Source organism: Methylocaldum szegediense (assembly GCF_949769195.1).
GTDB classification, from domain to species: Bacteria; Pseudomonadota; Gammaproteobacteria; order Methylococcales; family Methylococcaceae; genus Methylocaldum; species Methylocaldum szegediense.
The window spans coordinates 150,024-164,717 of sequence record NZ_OX458333.1 but is presented as its reverse complement, the minus strand read 5'-3'; the positions used below and the strand labels follow the sequence as shown (position 1 = coordinate 164,717).

At 53.4% G+C, this 14,694-nt stretch carries 13 protein-coding genes; all 13 read left to right on the top strand.

Annotation, left to right across the window (positions count from 1 at the left end; all coding sequences use genetic code 11):
* Positions 1-64 precede the first annotated feature (64 nt).
* The 13 genes from pilB (at position 65) to epsF (ending at position 14,667) form a co-directional block, all read left to right on the top strand.
* Positions 65-1,780, top strand: coding sequence for a type IV-A pilus assembly ATPase PilB (pilB, locus tag QEN43_RS00735; protein ID WP_026610411.1), 1,716 nt, complete (start codon positions 65-67; stop codon positions 1,778-1,780).
* Between the two features lie 5 nt (positions 1,781-1,785).
* Entirely contained in the window at positions 1,786-3,000 is a 1,215-nt protein-coding gene (locus QEN43_RS00730) for a type II secretion system F family protein (RefSeq protein ID WP_026610410.1), read from the top strand.
* A gap of 16 nt (positions 3,001-3,016) precedes the next feature.
* Complete coding sequence (locus QEN43_RS00725) at positions 3,017-3,898, top strand: prepilin peptidase (RefSeq protein ID WP_036268865.1); 882 nt, start codon at positions 3,017-3,019, stop codon at positions 3,896-3,898.
* Between the two features lie 5 nt (positions 3,899-3,903).
* Positions 3,904-4,503: a dephospho-CoA kinase gene (gene coaE, locus QEN43_RS00720; RefSeq protein ID WP_026610408.1), complete on the top strand. Its 600-nt coding sequence runs from the start codon at positions 3,904-3,906 to the stop codon at positions 4,501-4,503.
* Positions 4,504-4,619: 116 nt separating this feature from the next.
* Positions 4,620-5,414 (top strand): cell division protein ZapD, encoded by a 795-nt coding sequence (gene zapD, locus QEN43_RS00715; protein WP_235726606.1) that lies wholly within the window; start codon positions 4,620-4,622, stop codon positions 5,412-5,414.
* 9 nt (positions 5,415-5,423) lie between these two features.
* The gene (locus QEN43_RS00710; protein ID WP_026610406.1) at positions 5,424-5,642 is read left to right on the top strand and encodes a DNA gyrase inhibitor YacG; all 219 of its coding nucleotides are present in this window, start codon (positions 5,424-5,426) and stop codon (positions 5,640-5,642) included.
* 181 nt (positions 5,643-5,823) lie between these two features.
* Positions 5,824-6,108, top strand: a complete 285-nt coding sequence (locus tag QEN43_RS00705) for an FmdB family zinc ribbon protein (protein WP_026610405.1) — start codon at positions 5,824-5,826, stop codon at positions 6,106-6,108.
* Positions 6,109-6,175: 67 nt separating this feature from the next.
* Positions 6,176-7,960 (top strand): aspartate--tRNA ligase, encoded by a 1,785-nt coding sequence (gene aspS, locus QEN43_RS00700; protein WP_026610404.1) that lies wholly within the window; start codon positions 6,176-6,178, stop codon positions 7,958-7,960.
* Between the two features lie 1,168 nt (positions 7,961-9,128).
* The gene (locus QEN43_RS00695; RefSeq protein WP_084162060.1) at positions 9,129-10,136 is read left to right on the top strand and encodes an EpsD family peptidyl-prolyl cis-trans isomerase; all 1,008 of its coding nucleotides are present in this window, start codon (positions 9,129-9,131) and stop codon (positions 10,134-10,136) included.
* A 107-nt stretch (positions 10,137-10,243) separates the two neighbouring features.
* The gene (locus tag QEN43_RS00690; RefSeq protein WP_026610402.1) at positions 10,244-10,792 is read left to right on the top strand and encodes a hypothetical protein; all 549 of its coding nucleotides are present in this window, start codon (positions 10,244-10,246) and stop codon (positions 10,790-10,792) included.
* A gap of 151 nt (positions 10,793-10,943) precedes the next feature.
* Entirely contained in the window at positions 10,944-12,323 is a 1,380-nt protein-coding gene (locus tag QEN43_RS00685) for an undecaprenyl-phosphate glucose phosphotransferase (protein ID WP_026610401.1), read from the top strand.
* 68 nt (positions 12,324-12,391) lie between these two features.
* Entirely contained in the window at positions 12,392-13,189 is a 798-nt protein-coding gene (gene epsE / locus QEN43_RS00680; protein ID WP_202901137.1) for a polysaccharide export protein EpsE, read from the top strand.
* 71 nt (positions 13,190-13,260) lie between these two features.
* Positions 13,261-14,667: a chain length determinant protein EpsF gene (gene epsF, locus QEN43_RS00675; RefSeq protein WP_026610399.1), complete on the top strand. Its 1,407-nt coding sequence runs from the start codon at positions 13,261-13,263 to the stop codon at positions 14,665-14,667.
* The last annotated feature ends 27 nt before the right edge of the window (positions 14,668-14,694 follow it).

The following is a 14,694-nucleotide window of genomic DNA, read 5'->3' as shown; positions in this document are numbered from 1 at the left end:
CATGGACTAATATTATCCAGGCTTTCCCACATACGACGCTCAGCTATCGACAGCGTTAAAACTCATGGCGATCACGGCGACGAAATTGCAACTTAGCGGACTGGCCAAAAGCCTGGTCAAAGAAGGATTGTTGACAGAGTCCGACGCGCAGCTTCATCTGGAGGACGCTCTCCAAAAAAAAACGCATTTCATAAGTTACCTGGTCAGTAATAACATTCTCGACAGCCTGTCCATCGCCAATGTCGCGTCCAAAGAGTACGGAATACCTCTCTTCGATCTGGACGCGATGTCGCCCGACATGATGCCGATCAAGGCCGTCAGCGAGAAGCTGATTCGCCAACACCACGTCCTACCGCTCTTCAAGCGCGGAAACCGGCTGTATCTGGGTGTCGCCGATCCCACCAATCTTCAGGCTCTGGACGAAATCAAATTTCACACCCGGTCCAGCACCGAATGTGTCATCGTCGAGGAAGACAAACTGACACGGATGATCGACCAGGCGCTGGAAGCGGCCGAAGCCTCGTTCAAAGACTTGGTGGACGCCGACCTGGACAATCTCCGTATTACTGGCGGCGACGAAATCGATCAACAGTCCGAAAGTGAAACCCCCGACATCGACGATGCCCCGATCGTCCGACTCGTCAACAAGTTTCTCCTAGACGCCATCAAGAAAGGCGCTTCCGATATTCACTTCGAGCCCTACGAGAAAACCTTCCGCGTCCGTTTTCGTCACGACGGCATACTCCACGAGGTCACGAGCCTGCCGGTTAACCTCGCCGGGCGGGTTGCGGCGCGACTTAAGGTGATGTCGCGCATGGACATCGCCGAACGGCGCATACCCCAGGACGGTCGCATCAAGATGGCGTTGTCCAGGACTCGCGCCGTCGATTTCCGCGTCAATACTTGCCCTACGCTATTCGGCGAAAAAATCGTACTCCGTATCCTGGATCCGACCGCCGCCCAGATCGGCATCGAAAAACTCGGCTTCGAACCGGAGCAACAACAGAACTTCCTGCACGCCATCAATAAACCCTATGGAATGATCCTGGTCACGGGACCTACAGGCAGCGGTAAAACGGTAAGTCTCTACACCGCACTCAATATCCTGAATACAGCTGACCGCAACATCTCGACGGCGGAAGATCCGGTTGAAATCACGGTGCCCGGGATCAATCAGGTCAATGTCAACGTCAAGACAGGCTTGACCTTTGCCGAGGCACTAAGGGCATTTCTGCGCCAGGACCCGGACGTCATCATGGTGGGCGAAATTCGCGATCTGGAAACCGCCGAAATCGCGGTCAAAGCCGCGCAGACCGGCCATCTCGTGCTTTCCACCCTGCATACCAACGATGCGCCGCAAACCCTGAACCGCTTGATGCAAATGGGCATCCCCGCGTTCAACATCGCGTCTTCCGTGCTCTTGATTATGGCGCAGAGACTCGCCCGAAGGCTTTGCGAACACTGCAAAAAAGAAGAAAACCTCCCTCCGGAAGTTCTGTTGCAGGCCGGTTTCCGAGAAGAAGAACTAGGCAGGTTCACGGTCTTCGGACCGGTCGGCTGCGACAAATGTGTGAAGGGGTACAAGGGTCGGGTTGGCATTTATCAGGTTATGCCCATTTCCGAGTCCATCAACCGCATCATTCTCGAAGGCGGTAATGTCCTTCAGCTTAGCGAGCAAGCGAAGCGAGAAGGGGTAGCGGACCTCAGGGAATCCGGCCTTCGGAAAGTCAAGGCCGGCATCACCAGCTTGGAAGAAATCGACCGCGTCACTCGAGACTAAGTCTTATGGCTAAAGAAGACGTTGTTTTGTTCGTTTGGGAAGGCGTCGACCGCACCGGCGGACGGCTCAAAGGCGAACTCGCCGCGCGTACCGAAATCACCGCCAAGGCAGAACTCCGACGCCAGGGCATCAAAGTCGTCAAGATCAAGAAAAAGCCCAAACCACTCTTCAGTGGGCGAAAGAAAAAAATTACAACCAAGGACATCGCTGTATTCAGCCGCCAGTTGGCAACGATGATGAGCGCCGGCGTACCGCTGGTTCAAGCTTTCGACATCGTCGGACGTGGCCACGAGAATCCGAGCATGCAGGACCTGATCTTGGGCATCAAAGCCGATATCGAAGGCGGTAGCCCGCTAGCCGAGGCTTTGGGTAAACATCCCGTCTATTTCGACGAGCTGTTCTGTAATCTGGTACATGCCGGCGAACAGGCCGGCGTTCTCGAAACCCTGTTGCACAAGATCGCCGAATACAAGGAAAAGACCGAATCACTCAAAGCCAAGATCAAGAAAGCCTTGACTTATCCGACGGCCGTCATCGTCGTCGCCTGCATTGTAACGGCCATTCTGCTGATCTTCGTCGTACCAACCTTCGAGGAATTGTTCAAAGGTTTTGGCGCTGATCTTCCGGCGTTCACACAAATGGTCATCGAGCTGTCACGCTTTCTGCAGTCATCTTGGTATATCGTATTAGGGGTCCTCATCGTTATCGGCATCGTATTCGTGAAGCTCAAACAGCGATCTCCGGCGTTCAATCAAGCCCTGGATCGACTGTTGCTCCATATACCCGCGATCGGCACTATTGTGCACAAGGCAGCAATTTCCCGCTTCGCCCGAACGCTGGCAACCATGTCGGCGGCCGGCGTGCCTTTGGTTGAGGCGCTAAGATCGGTGGCAGGCGCAACCGGTAATATCATCTATTCCAATGCGGTTCTCAAAATGCGTGACGAAGTCGCCACCGGGCACCAGCTTCAGCTCTGCATGCGTCAGGCCAATCTGTTCCCGAATATGGTCATACAGATGGTTGCCATCGGCGAGGAATCCGGCTCCCTCGATAGCATGTTGGCGAAAGTCGCCGATTTCTACGAAGAGGAAGTGGACAACGCCGTCGATTCGCTCAGCAGCCTGCTCGAACCCATGATCATGGCGTTCTTGGGTGTCATTGTTGGCGGTTTGGTGATCGCCATGTACCTGCCGATTTTCAAGCTCGGCTCCGTGGTCTAACCGAGGAATTTCGGAGTTGGATTCATTCGTTCGGTTGCTGGCCGAAAATCCGGCTTTATTCCTGACCGTCGTCGGCGTTCTCGGGCTGATGGTCGGCAGCTTCCTGAATGTGGTCATTCACCGGTTGCCGATCATGCTGGAAAGGAATTGGCGGCGAGAGTGTCGGGCCTTTCTCGACCTTGAACCCGAACCGGAACCTGATCAGCCTTACAACCTGCTCGTTCCAGGGTCTCGGTGCCCTCGTTGCGATCGGCCTATCCGGGCGTGGGAAAACATTCCCATCGTAAGTTACCTGCTTCTCAAAAGACGATGCAAGGGGTGCCGAACCCCGATTCCGTTTCGCTACCCGGCCATCGAGGCGCTGACCGCTTTGATCTCCATAGCCGTCGCCTGGCATTTCGGCTTCACATGGCAAACTGCATCCGCGCTGATCCTCAGCTGGAGTTTGATATGCTTGAGTTTCATTGATTTCGATCGCCAACTGCTTCCCGATGCGATTACCCTACCCGTCCTCTGGACAGGACTGTTTCTCAATGTGTTCAACATATTCACCGACAGCGCTTCGAGTATACTCGGGGCCATCTTCGGCTACCTCAGCCTCTGGCTGGTGTATCATGTGTTCCGGCTAGCAACCGGGAAAGAAGGAATGGGATACGGCGATTTCAAATTGCTCGCCATGCTGGGTGCCTGGTTGGGATGGAGCCTGCTACCGGTTGTAGTGCTTCTGTCCTCCCTGGTCGGCGCCGTGATTGGGACGACGATGGTCGCGGTTTTCAGACGCGACCGCAGCATTCCCATACCGTTCGGTCCCTATTTGGCTATCGCAGGCTGGATTGCCTTGATGTGGGGCGATGACATCAACGCCGCTTATCTCAATTTTGCGGGAATTTCCGGCTAAATCCCATGCTCGTCGTCGGCTTGACCGGTGGAATCGGCTGCGGTAAGAGCACGGTTGCCAAACTGTTTGCAGCGCGCGGCGTTCCAATCCTGGATGCCGACGTCATTGCTCGCGAACTGGTGGAGCCGGGTCAGCCGGCATTCGAGGCCATCAAACGGCATTTCGGGACTACGGTTTTAAAAGACGGTACTCTTGACCGGGGAAAGCTGCGAGACATCGTTTTTTCCGATCCGGAACAAAAGCGCTGGCTCGAGGATCTGTTGCATCCCCTGGTTTATTCCGAAATTAGCCGCCGAATAGCCACGCTTGCGGGACCTTATTGCATCGTGGTCGTCCCCTTGCTGCTGGAGACCGGTCAAAAGCACATTGTGGACCGGTTATTGGTCGTTGATTGTCCTGAAGACGTACAACGGCAGCGCGTTAAGCTTCGCGACGGGCTGAGCGATGCGCAAATTCAAAAAATTATCGCCTCCCAGTCGAGCCGTGCCGAGCGTTTGGCGGCTGCTGACGACGTGATCGAAAACGTTGCCGATGAGTCCTCCCTATCGGACCGCGTCGACGAGTTGCACCGACGCTATCTGGCTCTCAGCCGTGCGCCAATCTAAACAATTTTTACACAGGAGCAAACGCAAACGGTAGTATTGACTAATCGGCCGGATAAACGAAAATGGTGTCCGCTAACGGACACCATTTTTATAAATCCTGGATCGGATTATTCATTATGCAATCGACTGCCGAAACTCCCGCCTTGAATGACCCCATCATCTACGAGTTCCCGCTGAATGAGCGCATACGCGTCTTCATGAGGTTGGAGCAGCTTTTTCAGCAACTCGACCATTTCATGGCCGGTGATTCAGTTTGGGACAGTCGAGCGGTCATCTCAACTCTACTAGACATCTTGACACTGTTCAGCCGGAACGATCTGAAATCTGAGACCTTAAAGGAGTTGGATCGCCACGCGGCGGTACTTACGCGCATGGCGCACAACCAGGATATCGATCATGCCAAGCTGGATAAGGTTTTGACCAAGCTCGATAAATTGAGCAAAGAGCTTTATGCGACCCCCGGCAAGCTCGGCCTCTCGTTGATGGAAAACGAGCTATTCAAGAGCATCTCCCAGCGCAGCACCATCCCCGGCGGAACCTGCTCGTTTGACTTGCCAGCCTTCCACTACTGGCTAAAGCTTGACGATCACACGCGTCGGCACGATCTGGAGAATTGGCTGGAACCGTTCCGGCTAATCCGCTCGGCGATCGATATTTTGCTGAATTTCATAAGGACCAGCGCCACCCCGACCGAGGAACGTGCGATTGGCGGCTTTTTTCAGAAAAGCTTGGACCACACTTTGCCGTTTCAACTCCTTCGTGTTGCAGTAAAGCGTTCGCAACCGTATTTCGCCGAAATCAGTGGAGGCAAGCATAGATTCACCGTACGCTTCATGATCCCTGACACTGTCGAACGCCCGACCCAGTGCCAGGAAGATGTCACCTTCGAGTTGACGTGCTGCTTATTGTGACGAGCAAATTTGTCGGACGCACTTTCATACAAAATTGTTAAATGTCCCCGCTGTCGAAAGCCGGTAGTGTGGAACGAAGCTAATCGATTCAAGCCATTCTGCAGTGAGCAATGCAAATTGATCGATCTGGGCGAATGGGCCTCAGCTTCCTACGTCATCGCCGGTGAGCCGGACGACTCTAGCTCACCGGACATCGAAATACCGCCACCGGGTGACCACGCGGATTAACCGCCCGTCGCATAATTTTCCAAAAAGGCGTCTCATTCCAGTATTAGCGGTATTCAGTCCAATTACCTGACGCTCCGAAGTCGTTGACGACCGTTTTCGCGGCCAGAGAACGTTGTCCTTGAAAAGTCGTCCCGCAGCCTCATATTACAACCGCCAGTTTCAGCCCCATGAGGAGTCTTACATGCCTATTTACGAATACCAATGCAAATCTTGCGGCCATGAGTTCGAAGCTATCCAGAAGATCACCGATGCTCCTTTGAAAGAATGCCCGGCCTGCGGCGTTCCTGAGTTGAATAAGTTGGTATCAGCCGCCGGGTTCCGGCTAAAAGGCGGCGGTTGGTACGAGACCGACTTCAAGACTTCGAAAGACAAGAAAAAGAACCTCGCCGGTGATTCTTCAGAAAGCAAGTCAGAGTCGTCGTCCAAGAAGGAAACCCAAAAGTCGACTGCGGAGACGGCCTCATAAACTTGTACATCGACGGCTACAACCGTAATATTGTTGTTTTTTGTTGTTTGAGTTTAGAGATCTAGCAATGCGTAGCCACAGATGTGGAGAATTGACGGAAAGCCATTTGGATCAGGAGGTGGACCTCTGTGGCTGGGTTCATCGCCGCCGGGACCACGGCGGCGTGATCTTTATCGATCTTCGTGATCGGGAAGGCCTGGTCCAGGTCGTATTCGATCCCGATCATCCGGACGCGTTCGCGCTGGCGGAAACGGTCCGCAGCGAATATGTGCTCAAAGTGCACGGCAAGGTGCGCCGTCGCCCACAGGGAACGGAAAACCCGAATCTGCCGACGGGCAAAATCGAGGTTCTGGCTACACACCTCGAAATTCTCAACAAAGCCGAAACACCGCCGTTTCCGCTGGAAAGCGAGGTCGAAGTCAGCGAGGAAACCCGACTACGTTACCGCTACATCGATCTTAGGCGTCCCGTGATGCAGCATCGCATAAAGATGCGACGCGATGTCGTGCGTTTTCTCAGGCAATTTCTCGACCATCACGGCTTCTACGAAATCGAGACACCTTTTCTGACCAAAGCGACCCCGGAAGGAGCGCGGGACTACCTGGTCCCTAGCCGGACACATCCGAATCATTTCTTTGCCCTGCCGCAATCCCCGCAGCTGTACAAACAGCTGCTGATGATTTCCGGTATGGATCGTTATTACCAGGTAGTCCGATGCTTCCGCGACGAAGATCTTCGTGCCGACCGCCAGCCGGAATTCACGCAGCTCGATATCGAAACATCGTTCATGGACGAAAACCAGATCATGTATCTGATGGAAGACATGATCCGGCAGCTGTTCGCTGAAGTTCTGAAGGTCGAGCTGCCTAACCCCTTCCCGCGCTTAACCTATGCGGAAGCCATGCAACGCTATGGTTCGGATAAGCCGGATCTCCGCGTTCCCCTGGAGCTCGTCGATATTGCGGATTTGGTCAAGCACGCGGAGTTCAAGGTGTTCGCCGGCCCAGCCAACGATCCCGAGGGAAGGGTCGTGGCGCTCAAGCTTCCTGGCGGAGCGACTTTATCCCGCAAGGAGATTGACGATCTGACCCAATATGTCGCGATATATGGCGCCAAAGGCTTGGCCTACATTAAAGTCGTCGACCGCAGCGCAGGACTCGAAGGACTGCAATCGCCCATTGTCAAGTTTCTCCCCAACGAAGCCGTGCACGGTATTGTGGATAGGGTCGAAGCCGAGACGGGCGACATCATTTTCTTCGGCGCCGACAAAGCCAAGATCGTCAATGAAGCGCTGGGCGCCCTGCGTCTTAAACTGGGTCTGGACCGCGGACTCGTGGACAAAGGCTGGAAACCTTTATGGGTTGTCGATTTTCCAATGTTCGAATGGGACGAGAAGGAAGCCCGCTGGGTCGCCCTGCACCACCCGTTTACCGCGCCGAAATGCAGTCTCGAGGAGCTTCAGTCCGATCCCGGCCGTGCCCTTTCTCGCGCCTATGACATGGTGCTGAACGGTACCGAAATCGGCGGCGGGTCTATACGTATACACCGTACCGACATGCAGAGTGCCGTATTCAAGCTGCTTGGAATAAGCGAAGAGGAAGCCCAGCAGAAATTCGGTTTCCTGCTCAATGCCCTCCGCTATGGTGCCCCACCGCATGGCGGCATTGCCTTCGGTCTGGACCGGTTAGTCATGCTGATGTGCGGAGCTACATCTATCCGTGAGGTCATGGCCTTCCCCAAGACGCAGTCAGCCTGGTGTCCGATGATCGACGCGCCGGCCATGGTCGCAGACGCCCAACTCCGCGAACTCGGCATACGTCTTCGACGTCCGCAGGAAGGAGAAAAAGCCTAGATTTCTATATCCTGTGACGGGGAGAAGTCATTCGCCCGTTCCGTGTACCGGTGGTAAATTCAGTTCGCTCCTATCCAGCAAATGCCAATCGGCACTAATTTCATCATGTGGGGACTCAAAAATTCGCCCGATTGGGTAGAATTTCCCTGCAGTATGCGTATGCCGAAAGACTTTCGAGAGTGGTCTTAGCCGCCGCGCACGAGATGTGTTGAGCCAATAACCACGCTGCGACACGATTGCTCGTGTCAGGACGACCTTCGTTCCATAGCGGGTACGAGCCGGCGTCCGAACCCAAAGCCACAGCTTGACAGATGCGTTCCGCCCCTGAAAGAAAGCCGGTCGAAACGAGAGGCCGCGGATCGCCTCCGAACAAGTGATCAATTTGCGCACCATACATTTGGACGGCCAAGGCACTACCCGCCCCTGTTTATGATTTTCATGGGACATCCACAGAGCTGAACGCTCTATCGCCATTCGGCAACCCCCCTTTCCGAAATCCTCCCAATATTCATAAGGTGCCACAGCATCCCCGGGCACTCTTCTCTTCTGCGATGCCTTGAAGACGCGGAGGTAAGCTAAGATGAATACACGGAAATAGCCCGTATTCGAACTGCAAACTACTGGCGGTCGCACCTGCACTGCGAACCTTCCGCTGACGCCCCCGCTACTGTCGCAAAAGTGTGACACATCAAGCCTTCTCCCCGCTCCGGACCCGAACGACGTTTATAACCGTTGCCAAAAAGCGCTGACCAAGCCCGCGCTAGCACATCCTCAACACGGATGTAGGGATCGCTTGAATCGTCCCAACCCCAGTGAAACATGCGCTTCGCACGGACAACGGTTGACACGAGACGAAAACATTCCAGTCCGATAAACCGACCGATTCGCGCATGTTCCACGGTTGCTACAGGTACTCGCCTCCTGTCGCCTGCCAGCGACTTCGCGTGTTCCAGAAGTGATCGTATTGCACCAAATCCAACGCAGGCGCACAGCATTTTCGGACAACAGCGACGCCATCCACCGTGTCGCCACAGGCTACCTTCGTGAATTCACAAAGCCAAACGACGCGCCTTCTCCCTGGCGTGAGCCGCGGAATCAGCGGCGTACGCGGTAATCGAGAGTCGTTCTACGCAGTCGCACTGTTTTGGACACCGCGCCGTGACTGTCAATGGTCTGGGTTTTGCTTAATATCAATTTGCAACAAGCAAGCATATCGACGTTGCGGGATTTTGTTTCAGGACCTTTGACGTCACGGAGAATTATGGAGAGAAAACTTTGGTTGAAATCGTTGCCCCTGAGCGCGTACGCCATGCTGGCAACGCTGATGGGGTGCGAGGGACAGACCGCATCCGACGGCGCGGCCCGCATTGTCGCCCGTGTCAACGGAGATCCCATTTCCGCCGCTCAACTCGACGTTTTCGTCGCGCATTCGGATACTAGCGCCGATTCTCAAACCAGAAGTTTAGAAAAGAGCCTTGACGACCTAGTCACCCAAGAGCTTCTCTCGCAGCAAGCCATCGAAAAGCAGTTGGACCGCGACCCTCAAGTCACGCTTACCGCGGCCATGGCTCAACGTCAGGTCCTCGCACAAGCCTATCTAGACCATATTGGGCAGAAGGTTTCCAAACCGGACATCAATGAGATCAGCGCTTTTTACAAATCGCATCCTCTGCTGTTCGAGAAGCGCAAGATCTACGAGTTCCGCGAAATAGCCATCCCTTTCACGCCGGAAAGCCAGGACGTCATCGAGACGCGTCTCAAGCACCCCATCGAATTCGATGCTCTTTCCAGATGGCTACAAGATCAGGCTATTCCCCATACGTCGCAAACGGTCGTCCGTGCCGCGGAGGAGTTACCCTTAGGTCGTCTGGACGAATTCGATCGCCTGAAGAAAGGTGATATTGCATGGTTTAAATCGGGCAAAGATTTTCTGGTGCTGCAATTATTGAATACCAAAGAGGCACCCCTAGACCCAGATGAAGCCGCTCCCCGAATCGAGGCGTTTCTGATCAATCAGCGCCGAATTGCTTTGATAAACAGCGAACTGAGACGGCTCCGGAACGCTGCGACGATCGAATATTTCGATGATATAGAAAGTACCGTCAATACTTCGCTCAAAACGCGTCCGCCCGCCGAACTCGTTTCGAACGATGTGCCTGGCTCCAATACTCACTAAGGCTTTTCCTAAGTGCCACACATTTTCACTTGGCCGACAGATATTGCATTGAACAGGAAAACACAGCGTAGTCTTTTTTTAAGAATGCGTCCGAATGGGAGTTAAACATGAAAAAGCAACATCTCGCCAATATATTCTCCGGAACGATATTGTCACTACTGCTTGTCTGGTCACATGGGCCACTCGCCGAGGCTTTCGACGATAACGTCTCACCTTTTGACACATCTCATCATGGCAAGGAAAGCAGCTACTTTTTCATTAAGCCTGCTCCCTATATACCGCATTCCGATAAAGCACTATATACCGAATATACCGAGCATTCCTTCTTCGACCTGACTAAGAGCAGTAGCGGCATCCCATCTGTCGGTAGGACAGCTTTTATGGCTGCCTTTAACGTCTCGACCAATGGATCTTCAAACAACTTGTTTGCTCAAGAATCGCAAGCAAGTTTCCGCGAAATCCAGAATGCCCTGCCGACCCTTTTCACCCTTGAGGGGCTCAAAGGCCGCCTAAGGGAACCCACATACGCCCAATATGCTTCTTCCGCGTCGGAGGACGAAACCTGGTTTATGATCTTGGTTGGAATTACGCTGATCGGATTGCAAATCTTTCGCAGTAACAAGAAAGCTGAGCCCATTTATTTATCTTCCCATTAACATCGACGAGTCGCGAACTTTTGCTTTCTGCCCATAACGGCTATATCCGTGCGCGGCGAGACCGGCCTATACCATACGTGGTAAGGCGATAATCCAAACGTTAGTTTCTTGTTCACTTACAAAACGGTAAACAATCTACGGAGGATGAGAGTTGCAAGCGATCGACAGGCCATCGGTTCTACTCGTTAAGAGTCTCTTGAATCCGATAGTGATCGTCCTGTGCTTTATCCTGACGACTCATTTCTATGGGTTGAAGATCGAAAAGCAGTATTTCTTGTTATTGGTGATAACCTTTTTGATCGCCTCTCTGATTTTTGACGAGATAGATCTACAGCCTGACTTCAAATCGAGTCTTCTACGTTCGTTCGGCAGCATTTTTGCCCGTTGGACGTTTTTGTTCGGATTCTTAGCCATATTGGGCTATGCCGCCAAAATGTCCCATGAATTCCCCAGAAAGCTGCTGTTCACTTGGTTTTTAGCTACGCCGTTAGTACTCGTCACGGTCCAAGTCCTTGCCCAATATCTGTTACGGTCCGCTGTATCGAAGAAAGGCGCTCAACGCAGGGCTATCATCGTCGGTGTGAATGAGCTCGGCCTCAAACTCGCAAAGCAGTTCGAATCGGTACCTTATCTGGGAATCGATTTTGTTGGTTTTTTCGACGATAGAAGTCCTCAACGCCTCGGAATAAGCGGCCTTAACTTACTAGGAAAAATGAGCGCTGTGGCAGATTTTGTTCGAACGCAATCGATTCATCTGATCTACATTGCGCTTCCAATGATGGCTCAGCCGCGAATTGTCGATCTTCTCGATAGGCTCAGGGATACCACAGCATCTATTTACTTTGTTCCCGATATTTTTGTGTTTGACCTCATTCAAGCCCGGTTCGGGAATATAAACGGGATTCCGGTGGTCGCAGTATGTGAGTCTCCTTTTCACGGTATAAACCGTGTCACGAAACGCATCGTGGATATTGTTTTATCGTCTCTCATTCTGATTTTAATTTCTCCTTTGATGCTGGCGATCGCCATTGGCGTCAAATTGAGTTCGCCCGGTCCAGTGATTTTTAAGCAGCGCCGTTACGGTCTCGATGGAGAGGAGATCAAGGTCTACAAATTTCGGACGATGACGGTTTGTGAAGACGGAAACAATATTCGACAAGCGAGCAAGGACGATAACCGGATCACCCGTTTCGGCCGATTTTTACGCAGGACTTCACTCGACGAATTGCCGCAATTCATTAACGTATTGCAAGGGCGCATGAGTATTGTCGGGCCACGCCCGCACGCGGTTGCTCATAATGAACTGTATCGCACGCAGATCAAGGGTTACATGATCCGACACAAGGTAAAGCCTGGCATAACCGGTTGGGCGCAGGTCAACGGCTTTCGTGGAGAAACCGATACCTTACAGAAGATGAAATCGCGCATCGAATTAGATCTCGATTATTTGCGGAATTGGTCACTATCTCTAGATCTCTGGATCATTTTGAGAACCGCAGGTGTTTTCCTAAAGCAAGACACCGCTTATTGAGAAGTGCAAAGGCTATTCCATTTATCGATATAACTCATTACCGTGATTTGAACTTTATTTAACAAGACATGCGCACACCTCTCGGTATCTGCTCACAGTTCTTTTTCGGCGCTGTCGCTTTGCTGATGCTGTCGACTTCGCGGGCCGACTATTTACTCGGTCCTAACGACCTTATCCGTATTACGGTTTATGGCAACGAGGACCTTGCCACCGAAACCCGCATCTCAGACAGCGGAAAAATCTCGTTTCCGCTGCTCGGGGAAATCGAAGTTGGCGGCTTATCTGTTGGCGAAGCCGAAAATTTGATCGAGCGTCTCCTTTCTGACCAAGGATATGTACGCGACCCTCAGGTGAATATCGCGGTGCAGGAATACCGTAGCCACGAAGTAGCCGTATTGGGTTTCGTGAACAATCCCGGCCGTTACGCCCTGGATACCGCAACCACAGTGACTCAGTTGATCGCTTTGGCGGGAGGGGTAAATCCGCAGGGTGACGACCGCACGATCGTGACGCGGGTCCGGAACGGAAAAACCTACCGCGAAGAGCTGAACCTCAAAGAACTGCTCGAGGAGGGGAAAGCCACTGAGGACATTGTGGCCGAAGCAGGTGATGTCATATTCGTGCCGCGTGCTCCAGTGTTTTACATCCACGGGGAAGTGCAGCGCCCCGGGGCATATCGGCTGGAACGGAACATGACCGTCGCTCAAGCGATTTCCTTGGGAGGGGGTGTAACGCCTCGCGGCAGTCTGCGCAGCATCACGATCAAACGGCGGTCACCAGAGGACCGTTTGACCACGATAGACGCGGAGTTGGACGAACTGGTCCAGAAAGACGATGTGATCTATGTCGGCGAGCGATGGTTTTGACAGTTCTTCCTTCAAACGCCGGCACGGTTTTCTTTTCGAGGAAGCATTTTCAGGGAGACGAGTGAGTCGCTATGAATTTACAGCAGTTCCTGCAAATCCTTAGGGCACGGTTGCGGGTGCTCGTCGTCACGCCCTTGGCTGCCGCCCTCATGGCGCTTGCCGTCAGCTTGATGCTGCCAAAAGCCTATACGGCCACGACCGCTCTGGTCGTCGATTACAAGGGCGTGGACCCAATCACGGGCATCGCTGTTCCGGCACAGCTGATGCCGGGATATATGGCAACCCAGGTCAACATCATCGGCAGCCATAACGTGGCGCTGAAGGTGGTGGACAAGCTCAAATTGGCCGACCTGCCAGACATGAAGGAGCGCTTCGAACAGGAAACCGACGGAGCGGGCGACATACGCGACTGGCTAGCCGGTCGGCTGCTTAAAAAACTCGATGTCCTGCCCTCGCGTGAAAGCAGCGTCATAAACGTCAGTTTCTCGGATAGCGATCCGAACTTCGCCGCTACGGTGTCCAACGCGTTCGCGGAGAGTTACATCGCAACCAATCTGGAACTCAGAACCGAACCGGCGCGCCAGAACGCCGCCTGGTTCGAACAACAAATCAGAGGCTTACGCGAAAAGCTGGAGAATGCCCAGGCCAATCTGTCCCGTTATCAGCAAGAAAAAGGCATCGTCTCGGTTGAGCAACATTTGGATGTGGAAAACAGCCGATTGGAAGATCTCTCCAAACAGTTGGTGGTCGCCCAGGCGAATACTTACGACCTGATGTCCCGCCGCAGCCAATTGGAAACGGCCGGCCGATCCTTCTTGCCGGAAACGCTCCCTGAAGTGCTGAGCAACTCGGTAGTCCAAGATCTAAAGACAAAACTGACATTGACCGAAGCCAAGCTCGCCGAGATCGGGCAGAAGTACGACACCAACCATCCGCTTTACCAACAAGCCCTAGCGGAAGCAGGCAGCCTCAAACGCAAGCTGGCGGCTGAAGTAAAAACGATCATCCAAAGCCTGAACACCGCGGTTGAGATCGCCCGCAGCCGCGAAAACGAACTCAAAACGGCAGTCGCCGAACAAAAAGCGAAAATACTCGAGCTCAACAAACAGCGGGATGAGCTGTCGGTGTTGACCGGGGAGGTCGAGCATGCGCGGCAGGCTTATACAGCCGCTTTGGCGCGCTTTAACCAAACCCGGCTCGAAAGCGAAGCCAGCCACACCAATGTCGCGATTTTGAATCCTGCGAAACCTCCGCTGCGTCCGTCGAAGCCCAGAGTTGTGCTGAATGTTGCTGTAGCCGGTTTCCTAGGCATCGTACTAGCGGTCAGTTTGGTTTTGGCACTCGAGTGGTTCGATCGGCGCGTGCGTTCGCCAGAAGACTTGAGCGTCGCACTCGGACTCCCTTTCATGGGTATATTGACTGATGCGGAGTTGCGCCGTTCGCGTTGGTGGCCGGTCTTCGCCAGGTCATCGACTTGAACCGGCCATGACACTATTCACATCCCG